Source organism: Kitasatospora sp. Ki12 (assembly GCF_054601375.1).
Map to the genome: position 1 here is coordinate 3,620,441 of NZ_BAAIHT010000001.1, position 14,076 is coordinate 3,634,516.

Genomic DNA, 14,076 nt, shown 5'->3' on the forward strand with positions numbered 1-14,076 from the left:
CGGGGTGGAGCGCTCGACGCTCCGGGCGATTGCCGACACTGATGCGCAGGGCGGGCCAGTGGTTCGGCTGGAGGGTATCGCCGAAGGGTGGCTAAGCCTTGAAGAATTGTTGTGCTTGGCCGCGCACACGCGTGGTGAGTTGGCATAGCCGGGTGGGGCCAGCGCAAGCATGCACTGGCCCCACCCGTTGGCCTCTTCGTCCCGACGTAACCTGGGCACCCGTCCGGCCTGTGCGGGCACTACCGCTGACCTGCGCGAACATTCCTCAACCGTCCGTGGCCGTCCACCGGAGTACGTCCCCGTTGTAGCGCACTTAGAGGTCCTAACAGAAGCAGCTGAGGGCGTGACCGTCGAGCTCGGTGCTCGTTGGTCGATGTGTGGGGAAGTGGGCGTCTCGTCCGTGGGTGGTGTCGGACGGACTGTGGGAACTGATCGAGCCGTTGCTGCCACCGGAGCCGCCGAAGCTGAAGCCGGGGCGCCCGCGGGTGCCCGACCGGCAGGCCCTGTGCGGGATCCTGTTCGTGCTGCACACCGGCATCCAGTGGGAGTACCTGCCCCAGAAGCTCGGCTTCGGCTCGGGCATGACCTGCTGGCGAAGGCTCGCGGCCTGGAACGAGGCCGGAGTGTGGGACCGGCTCCACCTGGTGCTGCTGCGAAAACTCCGGTCCGCCGGACAGCTCGACTGGTCCAGGGCGGTGACCGACTCCACCCATGTCCGGGCCGCCCGACGCGGCCCAAAAGCGGACCGAGCCCGGTCGACCGCGCACGACCGGGCATCAAGCACCACGTCCTCGTCGACGGCCAGGGCATCCCGCTCGCCGTGTCGCTGACCGGCGGCAACCGCAACGACGTCACCAGCTGCTGCCCCTGCTCGCGAAGGTCCCCGCCGTGGCCGGCCACGGCGCAGACCGGACGTCCTGCTCGCCGACCGGGGCGCAGACCGGACGTCCTGCTCGCCGACCGGGGCTACGACCACGACAAGTACCGGCGGCTGGTGTGGAAGCAGGGCATCAAGCCGGTGATCGCCCGCCGCGGACTACCCCACGGATCAGGTCTCGGCGCCCACCGCTGGGTCGTCGAGCGCACCATCGCCTGGCTCCACGGCTTCCGCCGCCTCCTCACCCACCGACACGTCAAACGCCTTTGTTAGGACCCTTTAGACGCACAGGGTGTGACGCAGCCTAGAACCTCTTGCCGACGTCCAGGGCCCTCGCTAGATCGGTAGGCGCGATTTCGATTGTCTCGTCGGCCGCGCGGATGTAGATCTTCCCGTCAAGAAGTGAAACCTCTTTTTGCTCGGGAATTCTGATGATAATGACCCCAAGTCCGTAATAGTCGGAATATGCAAGACTTGAGAGTACAGAGTCCTTCAGGCCTTGCGGAAGTCCTGACGACCTAATGGCGTCCTTCCATCGCCCAACATACTGCTCCGTCGTTTCGCCGAGAATCTGTGCTTCTCGGCGAACTCCGACCACGAAACGGCCTGTAGTTACCTGGCGGGGGAGCACGCTATCAAGGTTTTGGACACGTTCGGCATCGGAAGGCTTATCCGCGACGCCGAGCAGGATGGTTCCAGCGTGCCCCTTGCCATTGTTGGCGATCGCGCAGATAGTCTTGATGATCTTCGACTGAATGCCTGGGTCGATCTCTCGGGGATCGCCAAGCCGGAGCATTCCCTGCTTCAGTTCATAGTGAGCTGACTCGATCTCGGATCGCCTGATGATATTGTCGACATCCGTCGCCGAATGCTCTCCATAGATGTCGCGCGGCTCGCTGTCCACCATATGGGGGAGAATCAGTCCCCTGATGGTATTTACGTTCTTTCGCCGCTCTTCCGGGGAGGTTGACTTCCTGCTCGTCTCGATTCTCTTGTCGAGATCTGTGATCGCAGTCTTCACTCCGCGATAGTCGGAGATCTTCTTTCCCCCGGTGAAGAAGAGTTCATGGAAGGCAATATAGAAGACTGCGAAAACGGCAGGGAAGGGATTCGTATTGGTCTTCGAAAAGATTATTGAACGGAGCTTTCGATCTCCGCCTGTCAGGCACACTGCCCTGATCTCGTCGAGGCAGTATTTAAATTCCGCCGAGAACTTCTCTGGTCCATAGCTGTCTACAGCCTTGATCATCTTGACGTTCTCGGGGGAGCCGTCTTGGTAGAGGGCATCAAGGGAGGCCTTTGATCGGTCGATCAAACTCCCCCCGATGACGCATGCCGCAATATCGGCAACGCACTGTTCGTCCATTGAATCTCTAAGGTCGGTCGACCTTAGAATTCCTTGCTCTACCCAGAAGACCGTGTCGGCTTCGACTTCGTATCCATGCTTCGTCTTGGGTAGGTCGATGCTAATTGACGGCATCTTGTCGAGTCCGAGGATGTCACTCGATGCGTCTCCTCGAATCTCGCAGGAGAGCTCTCTGACTAGAGTGGAAAAGTCATCCCGGACGCCGGCTTGTCGGCGCTCCTGATCGCTCAGCCGGTGGCCGTAGGTGTTGATCCGGGAAAATACGTCGTCAATTTCCGCGTCGGTTGCTCCACGCATGACGGAAACCGCGATCGAGTAGTCGAGAATAGTTCCGGCTTCTCGGGCGCTAATCACGTCGCCGGGGGATACCGAAAATGCACCTTCCTCGGTGGATCGAGTCTTGGCGGTCACAAACTGACTCACGTCGAAGTATCGATCATCGAGCGTGGTGAATGCTGTCTCGATGAAGGAGATGATGGTGTGGAGGCGCTGGAGTCCATCGATGACCTCGTAATCGCCACCTTCGCGCTCCGCAAGAAGAATTGCTGGAATTGGGTAGCGCTTCAGGACGGACTCGATTAGCTTCTGCTTTTCCTCTAGGGTCCAAACCAGCTTGCGCTGGTACCTGCGGTTTACCCAGAGCTTGTTCTCGCTGTACCAGGCATAGAGCGACTGGATCGACTTCGGCTGTGAGTCAAGTTCGGCCATGCGAGCAGTCTGCCACCCCACGGCCCACGTCCGCTGGAGATTGGCCAGGAAGCGAGCGGATGCCGCAAAGAGCAACGGGCGGCGGAGCGGTTTTGGCCGGTGTCCTGTCTGGTCTGGGGTCGAGCATGATCGGGGGGCCGTAAGCTGTTGCGACTCGGTCAGGGCTTCTGGGCATGACCGCAATTTGGCCGAGTGGCCCCCCGTTCTTGCTCGATTCGGGTCCCGAGCCTGGGAGGTGGGTAAAGCCGTGGAGTCGCCCACCCCAGCCCCCGGCGGGCCCTAGCCTCGGCATCCGTCCCTGTCGCACGTTCGACGTGCGCGGCCGGCCGCCGCCAGCGCGGGGCGAAGACAGGAGCGGCGGCGAGCGGCTGGGCCGCGCGCTGGCGCGCTATGCGCGCCCTTGAGTAAGTGGAGAAGAGTTGCGACAGCCCCCATGGCCGGTGTGGACGTGGGGGCTGGGGCGTGTTCGGGATGGTTAGCGGGAGGCCTTGGTGGGGCGGGCGGCGCGCTTGGGCTTGGTGGCCTCGACATCGTAGGTGAGGGCGGCGGTTTCGGCGCCGAGGCGGGTCTCTTCGAGGATGAGGGGTAGGCCCGTGGTCTGGTCGTGGGTGGTGCGGTGGACGACCAGAAGGACGGCGGCTTCGGAGAGGTGGAGGGCTTCGCGCTCGTCGGGCTGGGGGACGCGGGCGCTGACCCGGTCGCGCCAGGCGAGGTCGAGGCCAGCGGCGGCGAGGGTCGCGTAGGCCTCGGCCGGTGTGACGGCGGGGTGTTGGGCGAGCGGGGTGGCCTCGATGCGTTCCATGGGGAGCAGGAGGCGGTGGAGGGCGCGGCCGTCGCCGGCGGGGTCGGTGATGAGGAGATCGCAGCCGAGCATCAGTTCGTCCTGCTCCATCTCCAGGAGCGGCGCGGTGATGGCGTCGGTGCGGGTGCGGTAGACCGTGGGCTCCTCGCCGTGCTGGAACCACGTGTCGGTGGGGGTCTCATAGGCGCCGGCCCGGTGGGTGACAGTGCGGTCCAGGGTGCCGGAGGGTCCGTGGACGGCGGTGCGGACGAAGGTGCCGCGGCCCTGCTTGACGTCCAACTGGCCCTCGCTGCGGACGAAGGTGCCGCGGCCCTGCTTGACGTCCAACTGGCCCTCGCTGCGGAGGGCGGCGACGGCGAGCCTGACGGTTGGTCGGGAGACGCCGTACTTCTGGGCAAGGTCGGTCTCCGTGGGCAGCTGCGTTCCGGGGGGGGCGAGTGTGCCCGTGATGTCGATGATCGGTCGGCGGAAGTTCTCCACGACCTCGATGGCGTCTTCGAGGTGGCGGTTGTCGCGGGTGAGGCGGTCGATGTCGTAGACGATCAGGCCGTCCAATCGCTCGCCCCTCGAGGTCAGGCCTTACTTGAGGTTGGCGAGTACCCCCTCGACGGGCGGATGACGCGGTAGATGACCTGCCCGTCCGGCAGCCGGACCCGCTTGCGCTTCCAAGTGCTGGTGTCGGGTTCCTCGTAGGTGTGGACGTAGCGCCCACTGCGGCTCTCGACGAACTGCCGGGCGTCCTTCTCCTGTTCGTCGCGGCCCTTGATATCCCGTCCCGTGAGGGGGACGAATCTCCGGCCCGGTACCGCATTGTCCGGGGCGGATTCCTTGTCTGCGGCGGGAGTTGGGTCGGCGTCCACCTCGAACGAGAGGCGGACCAGCCCGGCCCAGTTCTGCCCTGCTAGATCGCCCCAATGGGCGCGAGTCACCAGGTCTTCGGCCATGGGCACAAAGGTACATCTGATGATGCTCCGCCCGGTCGAGGGCACCGACCAGTACCTCGTCTACACCCGCTGGCGTGACGAGGAGTCCTTCCAGGCCTGGATGGAGGGCCCCATGAAGGCGGCCCACCAGAACGGCGGCGAGGGCGAGGCCCCCAAGCGCCCCGCCGCCTCCGGCTCCACCCTCTGGTCCTTCGACGTCGTTCAGTCGGCCGGTCCCAAGACCGCCTAGGACGCGCCACTGCTCGGTTCTCGGGCCCTTCCCCTCGCGGGGCGGGGCCCGAAGCGCGTTCCGGGGCCGGCCCGATGCTGGTGTCGGGGCTCAGGCTGAGGCGGCGTAGAGGACTTCGCGGAGGCCGGGGACGGTTTCGCGGTCGGCACGCCAGACGAGGCGGAGGTGGAGTGGTGGGGGGTCGAGGGGGAGGCGGACGAGGGTGCCGGCGGCGAGTTGGTCGTGGACGGCGAACTCGGGCAGGAGGGCGAGGCCGAGGCCCTGTTCGGCGCAGGCGCGGGTGACGGCGACGCCGCCGGTGGGGACCCGGTCGACGTCGTGGCCGAGCAGGCGTTCGCCGGCCAGGTGGAAGGAGCAGGCGGGGGTGTTGACGAGCAGGCGGCGGCCGCGCAGGTGTGCGCGGGTGAGGGCGGTGGTGCCGGCGAGCGGGTCGGTGGGGGCGGCGACCAGGGCGAGCGGGACGTCCTGCAGGTCGATGTGGTCGAGCGGGGCCGGCGGCAGGTAGAAGCCGAGTTCGCCGAGCGGGCCGGAGGTGTCCAGGATCAGGGCCGCCTCCAGCGCCCCGGCCGCGACCCCGCCGAGCAGGCCGTCCCTGGCGGTGTCGGTGTGCAGGGATATCTCCAGGTCGGGCCGGCGTTCGGCGAGCCGGGCCAGCACGCCCGGCACATGGGTGGCCGCGATGGTCTCCAGCGCGCCGAGCCGCAGCCGGGCGCGGGCGGTGACCACCTCCCGCCGCGCCTGCTCGGCCTGGTCGAGCAGCCGCCGGGACCACGGCAGCAGCCGCACCCCGGCCGGGGTGAGGGTCATGCCGCGCGGGGCCCGCTCGAACAGGTCGGTGCCCAGGCTCCGTTCCAGCGTGCGGATCTGCTCCGAGACGGAGGACGGGGCGAGGCCGAGCGCCACCGCCGCGCCGGTGACGGTGCGATGGGCGACGACGGCTTCGAAGACGCGCAACTGACGTAGTTCCACTGGTTTCCCCCGGACTCCCCGACTTTAGGAACGCCTCGCTCCGGTGCTGCGGGACAGCGTACGGGTCAGTGCCCGCCGTCGTACCGGAGCGTTCGGAAATTCCGAACGGTGCGTGCGGCCGCGGCGGTCGAACGGACGGCGGTGGCGCGGCGAGAGTGGGCGGCCGTTCCACCCGTCGATCAGGAGGCTCCCGATGACCGCCCCCGTCCTCCCCGCCGTGACACCGGCCCCGCCCGTGCCACCCGTCCCGTCCGCGGCGGCCCGTTCCCGGGCCCTGCTCGGCCTCGCCCTCGGCTACTTCATGGTGCTGCTCGACACCACCGTGCTCTCCGTCGCCGAGCCCGATCTGGCGGCCTCGCTGGGCAGTTCGACCGCCGGGCTGCAGTGGGCCGTCACCGGGTACAGCGTCGCCTTCGGGGCGCTGCTGCTGTCGGCCGGGGCCGCCGCCGACCGCTACGGCGCCCACCGGGCCTTCCGCTTCGGCATCGCCGTCTTCGGGGCGGGCTCGCTGCTCAGCGCGTTCGCCCCGGACCTCCGGACGCTGGTGCTGCTGCGCGCCGTGCTGGGCGTCGCGGCGGCGGCCTGTGTCCCGGCGAGCATGGCGTTGATCACCCGCCTCCACCCGGAACCGGGGGAGCGGGCCAGGGCGGTCGCCGTGTGGGCGGCGGTCAGCGGCTGCGCGATGGCCTTCGGGCCGATGATCGGCGGGGTGCTGGTCGACCTCGCCGGGTGGCGGGCGGTGTTCCTGGTGAACGTCCCGCTGGCGGTGCTGGTACTGGGCCTGGTGGCCGGACGGGCGGTGCACTGCCCACGCGGCGAGCGGCGCGTCGACTGGCCCGCCCAGCTGGCCGCCTGCGCGACGCTCGCGCTGTTCACGGACGCGCTGATCGCCCTGGGCGACGCCGGGTGGCCGCGCGCGGCCTGGTCGGGGGCGGGCGCCGCGGCGGCCTGCGCCGTCTTCGTCCGGCGCGAACGGCGCAGCCCGGCACCGGTCCTCCCGGTGGAGGTGCTGCGGGCCCGCGGCACGGGGGCGGTGCTGCTGGCGGGCGGCGCGGTCAACTTCGCGATGCTGGGCGTGCTGTTCCTGCTGCCGCTGCTGCTGCGGCGGGAGGTGGGGCTGTCGCCGACGCTGGCCGGGGTGGCGTTCCTGCCGATGACGCTGCCGCCGGGCTTCAACCCGCTGCTCACCGGGCGGATCGTCGCGAAGGTGGGCCCGTGGCGGCCGGTGCTGGGCGGGCTGGCGCTGCTGTCGGCGGGCTGCGCGGTGTTCGCGGTGGCGGTGCTGCTCGGCACGCCCTACTGGCTGCTCGCGGTGGGGCTGCTGCTGGCGGGCTTCGGGGTGTCCTTCGCGCTGCCCGCGCTGGTCACCGCCGTCGTCACCACTGCGCCGGAGGGCGGCGCGGGCGCGGCGGGCGGTCTGCTCAACGCCGTCCGGCAGGTCGGCGCGACGCTGGGGGTGGCGGTGACGGGCGCGTTCGCCGGCGGGGCCGGTCCGGAGGCGGCGGCGATGCTGCTCCCGGCGGCGGTGTGCGCGGGGGCGGCGCTGGTGGTGCTGCGCAGCAGGCGTGAGGTGTGAGGCGTGACGGCGCTCGGCGGCTGAGCGGTTCGGCCGGGCCGGGCCCACGTCGCCGGTGCAGGACCGGCCCGTGTGGCCTACCGGCTCTCGGGGCCGTACAGGGCTGCCGGCGCACCGGTGGCCAGCGCCCAGTACCGGTCTCCGTACGACCAGTGCCACCACTCGGTGGGGTAGTTGACGAGCCCGGCCCCGGTCAGAACGCTGCCGAGCAGGCGCCGATTGGCCCGGGCCTGCGCGCCGATGCCGTCGGCGTCGGTGTAGCAGGCCCCGGCGCTCTCCTCCGGACTGGCGTTGACCCTGGTGCCGAGGTCGAGTTCGCGGCCGTCGGCGTCGGCGAGGGTGAGGTCGACCGCGGCGCCGGCGCTGTGCGGCGCTATCTCGGGCGGCGACACGTAGCGGCTGGTCGCCGACCTGACCCGGTCGTCCGGCCAGTCGGGGTTCGCGGCCCGCAACTCGGCGGCGTACTCGGCGAAGTAGCGACCCTGGAGCTCCGGCGGCCGGTAGCCCTCCACGAAGAGCAGCCGCAGTCCGTCCGGCAGTTGGGCCTGCGCGTCGAGCAGCCGGTCGAGGACGGCGGGCCGCAGGTGCGCGAACGCGCCGGTGCCGTCCTGCTTGCGCTGGTCGACCAGCAGCCCGTGCCCTTTCCCGCCCCGCACGTCCAGGAGCCGCTCACCGCACTCCCGGACCGCGACGGCGGCCACCTTCGGGTCGGACATCAGAATGATCTCGTTCAACTGCGCCTCCCGGGGCGGCGGTAAGTCGTCTGGTTCGCCTGCGTTCCTTGAGGTGGACGTGATCGCGAGGCCCACGAGTTCCCACGTCGTCCGGGTGCATTGAGAACGTCTCCGAAGGTGCGGCCGGTCATGGCGCATGCTCGCTCTCATACGGGCCGGGCCCGCGCCGGACAGCGCGGGCCCGGCCGGTGGGGCGCTTCCTCTCGCGTGCCCCGGCCGGGTGGCCGGGGCACGCGAGGGAACACACACGGAGCGATCCTCAGACGGGGCGGAAGGCCGGACAGGCCGAGAACTTCAGCCATCGGCCCCACTGCTGTGAACCGAGCGAGCCTCGGGCCTCGCCCGAGGCTCGCTGAAGGATCCGACGCGGCGGATGCCGGACCTCAGATCAGCGATCCCAGGTCACCGCGCGCCCAACGACCGAGCCAGAAGGCGGCGGTGGATTCGGCCTGGTCTTCTGTGGAGCCGTCATGGGGCAGGAATTCGGTGGGCGCGATATAGCCCTCACCGGGGTCGAGGCGAATCCGAAGACACCGGAGGGGGAGGCCCAGGGCAGCGTAGGACCGGAGGTCATCGGTGTGCGGGTAGCAGGACGCGTAGTCCTCGCGGACGGCTCGGCAGATGGTCTGGGCGTCGGTGTCGCCGAGCAGGATGTACCGGCTGCCGGGCCCGAGATTGATGCAGAGCCTTCGCCGGCCGGTGTGCTTGTCCGTGTAATTGAGCTTGTCCCAGTTGTCGAGGTGCAGGCCAATCAGTCGGCCATTCTGGTAATCCGGTGTCGTGGTCAGCGAGTTCGCGAGGCTGAAGGACTTGCCAAGCTCGTGGACACCGAGCCCGGATAGATGGTCGGGGTCGATGCTCTCGACCCCGACCACCTCGACCAGGACGTCGTCGGCAGTGGACGGGTCGGCCTGGAGGCGGTCGACCAGGTAGCCGTCGAGCGGGCGCCAGGGTCCGTCGGGGACGACCGCGCCCCCCTCGAACCGGGTATCGCCTCGGATCGTGCGGACTCCAGCTACTCGGGTACGAGCTTCGAGGGCGGCGCGGGAGGTGAAAGCGATCCTGGGGCTCATCGGGTCCTCCGTGAGCCGGGTTCATCGAGGTCGTCTCCGAAGGTGACGTCCAACTCGGCGATGAGTGCCTGAGTCAGCTCGATCTGCTGCGCGCGATCGATGATGACCTCCGTGAGGTTGCCGACGCCTCGGAGCGCGGTGAGGTCGTTGCCGCGCAGGTCGGTCGCTTTGTAGATGCCACGGCCGAACTCGGTGTCCCGCAGCGTGCAGTCGTTGAAAGCGGCGGAGGTGAGGTCGCATCCGGTGAACGTCGACTCGGTGAGTACGCAGCGGTTGAAGACGAGAGGGCCGGTGGCACGGAGCCTCTCGAAGGTGGAGTAGTCCAGCTTGCAGTTGTCGAACAGCACGTTGTCGAGGGCCAGACCGCTCAAGTTGCCGCCCATGATCTTGCAGTTCGTGAAGACGACGCGCGACAGCTTGCTGTCGGCCCACTGGAGATTGCCGAGGTCGCAGTCGTCGAACTCGACCGAGTCGACCCGTACTTCGTCCAGACGTACCCGGGAGGCACGCAGGCCGGTGATGCGGCCGGTGACGAGATGGGCGCTCGCGAGATCGAGGTCTCGCAGGTCGGCGTTCGCGTAGTTGAACTCCTGGACGGCGCCCCGGCTGCCTTCCAAGGAGGTGACATTGGAGAGGTAACCATCGGACAGGTCGGGCAGCGTGACGCTGATACGACCGAAGCTGCGGCTGGGCATGGCTGTACTCGCTCTCGACTGGGCCGGGCCCGCGCCGAGAAGCGCGGGCCCGGCCGAGGGCTACTTCTTGTTCCAGTTGTCCCAAGTCGGACGGTTGTCGAACTTGGGCCCGGCGTTGTCCCAGGTGGGGCGGTTGTCGTACCGGGGAGCTTTGACGCCCGACAGTTCGGGGGACAGGAGGACTACCTCTCCGGCCGACGAGATGGTGGGGATGGGATCGATCAGCACGTGTCGCCACCCGCCCCCGGCTCGCAGGGCGCGCAGGTAACCGCCGAGGCGGTCGATCTCGCGTACGGCCAGACGGGGGTTCGATCGGGTCCAGGCGATCGCGCGACGCCAGAAGTCGGTTGCATCTTCGAACGTCGGAGTGGGTCTATCGGTACTGGCGCCCTCGCTCTCCTCGATGTTGAAGCCCACCGTGTGGCAGCCCAGCTCGGCGAAGAACTCCAGCAGTTCCTCGGGCCGACCGATGCCGGCCGCTGTGACCACGGCGAGAGCGGAGAAGCCGATCTCATGTCGGCGCAGGTGGTCGATGCCTCGCGTGATCCGGTCGAAGATCGGTTTTCCTCGGCGGTCGACGCGTTCCGTGTTGCAGTCGGCGGGACCGTCGATGCTCACCCCGACGCGTACCTCGCGTGATGCGAAGAACTCGCACCAACGGTCGCTGATCAGAGTGCCGTTGGTCTGCACATAGTGCTGCAGCCGACCCTCCTGTCGGAGGTCCTCGAACGGGTCGGCCAGTTCGGTGAAGCGCGGAACTCCGAGTGTCAGTGGCTCGCCCGCATGCCACACCAGGTCCACCGGGTCATCGGCGGTCGCGAACTCGGCGATCGACCGGGCCACGGCCTTGGCGACCTCGATCGTCATCGGAGCCCGGCGGTCCTTGTCGGACAGATAGCAGTAACCGCACGCCGCATTACAGAAGCCGTCGGGCTGCACCACGACCGATCTCGGGCGAGAAGCGATTCGCTGACGGTAGCGGGCGCGTGACCGGCGCGACGAGTCGATGGACACGGCGGTTCCTTTCTCAGACAGTACGGTGATCACCCGACGCGGAGATCCGCGTGCACGGTCTTTCCGTGGGCGTCCAGGGCGGCGCCCCAGCGCCCGGAGGTGAGCTTGTGCACGAGGGCGAGGCCGCGGTGGCATTCCTCTTCGCACGCGGCATGGAGCAGGACGGGCAGCGCGCGGGAACCGTCACGGACCGAGATGCGGACCGTCTGGGAGGTGACCCTGCGGATCTTGACGGTCATGGATGTCATGCAGCCGGTCTTGCGGGCGTTGCTGACTAGCTCCGTGACGATCAGCTGGGCGTCGTCCGCCAAGTCGTCCAGCCCCCAGTCCTGAAGCTTGCGTCGGACCAGCCTGCGGGCCGCGCCTGCCGACTCCGGCCGGTACTTCAAAGTGGCTGTCGCAGGGCCGCAGATCCGAGAGGTGAGTGGGACTACCGCAGTCACGGAATCCTCCGGCTCAGCCAGGATCTGATCATCGGCAGAGCGGTGCACGGGGGTCTCCTGGAGGTCTGCCTGGGCGAAATGGCTCTCCGAAGATGGGGACGGAACGGAGAACCATCGAGATCGGCTCACCGGAGGTCTCACGGCCGAGGCCGGCCTTCCCCGCAGGTGTGCTGACTGACAGTCAACGATGCTTGCGACTCCGTGACGAGGTCGGACCAGGGGACACATCACCGGACACTTCTGTAGATGAGCTGTGTCCATTGCAACTGGTCGGACTTGCTGGCTTAGCCTGGATTTACGGGGGTGAAGAGGTTGCCTGAACACACAGCGAACGAGACGTTCGTTGTCGCACGGATCACGCGTGGCTGGCGCACACAGGAGGACTTCGCCGAGGCGTACAACGCCGTGGCCGCCTCCGTGGACTCGAAGGCCAGAATCTCGGTGCGCCAGGTCAGGCGCTGGGAATCGGGACAGACCTTGTGGCCGAATCGGGATGCGCGCCACGTGCTGACCGAGATGTTTGGTGTGCCTCTCGACCAGCTCGGATTCGTCCCGGCCCCGGGTAGGTCCACGCGGATCGGACTGACCGCCGGCTCCAAGTCAGACAGGGAGGCCTCCATGCTCCGTCGCAGCTTCGTGGGCGGTCTCCTTCTGGCGCCCTTGCTCGACCTCGAGGCCCTGGACCACCTCACAGCCGCAGCTCGCAACGCCCATCGGTTCAGTGACCACGAACTCGTCGACCACCTGCGGGCTGCTCTGAATGAGACTGCCCGCATGGATCTGAAGATGGGATCGCATCGGGCGGTGCCTGCAGCGCTGGGGATTCTGTCTGCCATCAGTACTACTGCCCGCGACGCCAAACCACCGATCCGCCACGAGCTTCTTGCCCTCGGCTCTCGCGCGGCAGAGTTCACGGCGTGGCTACACCACGATGCGGGTGCTCCCGAGCAGGTCATCGCCTACTGGCACAACCAGGCCAAGGAATGGGCGACGTTCACCGGAGACGGTGCTATGCATGCTTATGTGCTGATGCGTCAGGCCCAGTCCCTGGGAGGCGGCGATCCGGCGCGTATGCTCGACCTTGCCAGGGCTGCGACCACCGGGCCATGGAAGCTGCCACCCCGCGCTCACGCTGAGGCGCTCCAGCAGGAGGCACGGGGAATGGCGATGACTGGTGCGCATCCCGATGAGATCGCCCGGGTTCTGGATCAGGCGCACGTTGCTCTCGACCGAGCCGATAAGCCGGCAGAACATCCGTTGTGCACGGGGCCGCTTGGCAACGGGTACACGCGCGAACGACTTCTTGTGCAGGCGGCAATCCGACTACGGGAAGCCGGGCGCCCCCTTGAGGCCGTCGCAGCGTTCCAAGCGAGTCTCACTGCTGAGGCGTTCGCCCCTCGTGATCACGCCCACTACAGCGCGTTCTTGGCTGGTGCTCTTGCCGATCTCGGGGAGCCGGACGAAGCTGCCGCGGTTGCCCTGGAAGCGCTGCACGTCGCTGCGGATGTTTGCTCTCAGCAAGCCATCGGCGCACTTCACAGCACCGCGAGGACACTGTTCCCGTACCGGCAGCGACCGCAGGTACGGGAACTTCATGAGCGTCTTGTCGCGCTGGCAGCTGGTTAGGAGGCCAGGAAACCAGCCACCTTGGCGATGACTTCGCGCTGCCAGGACTGCGACTGCGGGCTGGCGTAGGTGGGATCGTCGTGGACAGCGAAGCCGTGTTGTGCGCCGTCGAGTTCGTATAGCTCGGCTCCAGCACCCTCCCCGAACAGGGGAGCGTACCGTCGTGACAACTCCACATCCACGAAGGTGTCTTTCGTGCCGTGCACGATCAACACTGGACGATGAACGCTGGCGCAGAGGGCTTCTGGTGTCGGCAGATGGAACATCTCATTGAGCAGTGCGCGGCCGGTCTCGAACGGCTGCCTGGGCAACGACCCGGCGTGATCGAGCTGTGCGGCGCGGTCCAGGGAAAGATGGTTGTCTGACCAGCCGGCTCGCTCCGTGATGAACCTGTCCTTGTAGTCGATGCGCGGGTTCAACAGCACCAGTCGCTGCACCTCTTCGGGGTACTGGCTAGCGTGCATGGCGGCGGCGCCACCTGAGAACGACGCTGAGACGACGTGAACTGTCCCAGGCCGACCGGTGAGTTCGGCGAGGTGATCGCCCGCGGAGCGAATGTCGTTGGCCACCCCGGCGATCGTGAGATCTGCTGGGCGGCCTCCGCTCGCTCCGTGGGCCCGCAGGTCGAAGCGCAAGGAGGTGATACCGGCGGCGGCGAGGCCGGTTGCCAGGCGACTGAAGAAGCCGCCCTCTTCGCGCGTGACTCCGGCGCCGTGTGCGAGGACGGCCAACGCGGCTGGGGGAGTGGGTGAGGGGGTGACCGTACCGAACAGCGCTGTGCCGTCCAACGACCGGAACGCGGTCTCGTAGTCAGTCATGTGGTCGACGGTAGCAATCGGGCGGTGACACGGCAGTGCCTTCGGGCTCGCGCTCTCGGGGCGCGCGGGGGTGGGTGCGCTTGCGCCGCCCGAATGGGTGATGTGAACGGGAGTTTGACGCTCGGTTAGAGCATTACGGTGAATATTGCGGTGCCGGCGCTCCAGTGGGGCGCTCGGTGCGTGGGCAAGAGAAAGCCCCGGC

12 protein-coding genes and 2 pseudogenes are annotated in these 14,076 nt (G+C 67.9%); 4 read left to right on the forward strand and 10 right to left on the reverse strand.

Translation table 11 applies throughout. The features are described from left to right. The first annotated feature begins 377 nt into the window (after nucleotides 1-377). A pseudogene (locus ACYP53_RS16010) lies at nucleotides 378-1,185 on the forward strand (IS5 family transposase). Here the strand turns inward: ACYP53_RS16010 and ACYP53_RS16015 are convergent. The 3 genes from ACYP53_RS16015 to ACYP53_RS16025 form a co-directional block, all read right to left on the reverse strand. After that, nucleotides 1,182-2,951, reverse strand: coding sequence for a GmrSD restriction endonuclease domain-containing protein (locus ACYP53_RS16015; RefSeq protein WP_459647759.1), 1,770 nt, complete (start codon nucleotides 2,949-2,951; stop codon nucleotides 1,182-1,184). The pseudogene ACYP53_RS16010 and the gene ACYP53_RS16015 overlap by 4 nt on opposite strands. A 475-nt stretch (nucleotides 2,952-3,426) precedes the next feature. After that, on the reverse strand, nucleotides 3,427-4,308 hold the full coding sequence (locus ACYP53_RS16020; protein ID WP_459647760.1) for a GntR family transcriptional regulator: 882 nt from the start codon (nucleotides 4,306-4,308) through the stop codon (nucleotides 3,427-3,429). Between the two features lie 17 nt (nucleotides 4,309-4,325). After that, a complete protein-coding gene (locus ACYP53_RS16025; RefSeq protein ID WP_459647761.1) occupies nucleotides 4,326-4,697 on the reverse strand; it encodes a hypothetical protein in 372 nt (123 codons plus the stop codon). A 22-nt stretch (nucleotides 4,698-4,719) separates the two neighbouring features. On the opposite strand from ACYP53_RS16025, the pseudogene ACYP53_RS16030 reads away from it, so the two are divergent. After that, a pseudogene (locus tag ACYP53_RS16030) lies at nucleotides 4,720-4,926 on the forward strand (antibiotic biosynthesis monooxygenase family protein); the annotation flags it as partial. 90 nt (nucleotides 4,927-5,016) lie between these two features. Here ACYP53_RS16030 and ACYP53_RS16035 read toward each other — a convergent pair. Further along, complete coding sequence (locus ACYP53_RS16035; RefSeq protein WP_229928741.1) at nucleotides 5,017-5,880, reverse strand: LysR family transcriptional regulator; 864 nt, start codon at nucleotides 5,878-5,880, stop codon at nucleotides 5,017-5,019. A 208-nt stretch (nucleotides 5,881-6,088) separates the two neighbouring features. Between ACYP53_RS16035 and ACYP53_RS16040 the strand changes: the two genes are divergently transcribed. After that, on the forward strand, nucleotides 6,089-7,471 hold the full coding sequence (locus tag ACYP53_RS16040) for an MFS transporter (protein WP_459647762.1): 1,383 nt from the start codon (nucleotides 6,089-6,091) through the stop codon (nucleotides 7,469-7,471). Between the two features lie 77 nt (nucleotides 7,472-7,548). Here ACYP53_RS16040 and ACYP53_RS16045 read toward each other — a convergent pair whose 3' ends face one another. The 5 genes from ACYP53_RS16045 to ACYP53_RS16065 form a co-directional block, all read right to left on the reverse strand. Next, nucleotides 7,549-8,205, reverse strand: a complete 657-nt coding sequence (locus tag ACYP53_RS16045) for a M15 family metallopeptidase (RefSeq protein ID WP_459647763.1) — start codon at nucleotides 8,203-8,205, stop codon at nucleotides 7,549-7,551. Between the two features lie 383 nt (nucleotides 8,206-8,588). Further along, on the reverse strand, nucleotides 8,589-9,278 hold the full coding sequence (locus tag ACYP53_RS16050; protein ID WP_459647764.1) for a hypothetical protein: 690 nt from the start codon (nucleotides 9,276-9,278) through the stop codon (nucleotides 8,589-8,591). After that, entirely contained in the window at nucleotides 9,275-9,973 is a 699-nt protein-coding gene (locus ACYP53_RS16055; RefSeq protein ID WP_459647765.1) for a pentapeptide repeat-containing protein, read from the reverse strand. Before ACYP53_RS16055 ends, ACYP53_RS16050 begins: the two co-directional genes overlap by 4 nt. A 60-nt stretch (nucleotides 9,974-10,033) precedes the next feature. Further along, nucleotides 10,034-10,987, reverse strand: coding sequence for a multiple cyclophane-containing RiPP AmcA (gene amcA, locus ACYP53_RS16060; protein WP_459647766.1), 954 nt, complete (start codon nucleotides 10,985-10,987; stop codon nucleotides 10,034-10,036). Nucleotides 10,988-11,016: 29 nt separating this feature from the next. Next, complete coding sequence (locus tag ACYP53_RS16065; RefSeq protein WP_459647767.1) at nucleotides 11,017-11,376, reverse strand: ATP-binding protein; 360 nt, start codon at nucleotides 11,374-11,376, stop codon at nucleotides 11,017-11,019. Nucleotides 11,377-11,742: 366 nt separating this feature from the next. On the opposite strand from ACYP53_RS16065, the gene ACYP53_RS16070 reads away from it, so the two are divergent. Beyond that, nucleotides 11,743-13,056, forward strand: a complete 1,314-nt coding sequence (locus ACYP53_RS16070) for a helix-turn-helix domain-containing protein (protein ID WP_459647768.1) — start codon at nucleotides 11,743-11,745, stop codon at nucleotides 13,054-13,056. Here the strand turns inward: ACYP53_RS16070 and ACYP53_RS16075 are convergent. Beyond that, a complete protein-coding gene (locus ACYP53_RS16075) occupies nucleotides 13,053-13,874 on the reverse strand; it encodes an alpha/beta hydrolase (RefSeq protein WP_189918361.1) in 822 nt (273 codons plus the stop codon). The genes ACYP53_RS16070 and ACYP53_RS16075 overlap by 4 nt on opposite strands. Nucleotides 13,875-14,076 lie beyond the last annotated feature (202 nt).

Bases quoted from the DNA above. Each gene is read 5' to 3' on its own strand.
- ACYP53_RS16015 (WP_459647759.1), bottom strand. From the start codon at position 2,951: ATGGCCGAACTTGACTCACAGCCGAAGTCGATCCAGTCGCTCTATGCC.
- ACYP53_RS16025 (WP_459647761.1), bottom strand. From the start codon at position 4,697: ATGGCCGAAGACCTGGTGACTCGCGCCCATTGGGGCGATCTAGCAGGG.
- ACYP53_RS16040 (WP_459647762.1), top strand. From the start codon at position 6,089: ATGACCGCCCCCGTCCTCCCCGCCGTGACACCGGCCCCGCCCGTGCCA.
- ACYP53_RS16050 (WP_459647764.1), bottom strand. From the start codon at position 9,278: ATGAGCCCCAGGATCGCTTTCACCTCCCGCGCCGCCCTCGAAGCTCGT.
- ACYP53_RS16055 (WP_459647765.1), bottom strand. From the start codon at position 9,973: ATGCCCAGCCGCAGCTTCGGTCGTATCAGCGTCACGCTGCCCGACCTG.
- ACYP53_RS16075 (WP_189918361.1), bottom strand. From the start codon at position 13,874: ATGACTGACTACGAGACCGCGTTCCGGTCGTTGGACGGCACAGCGCTG.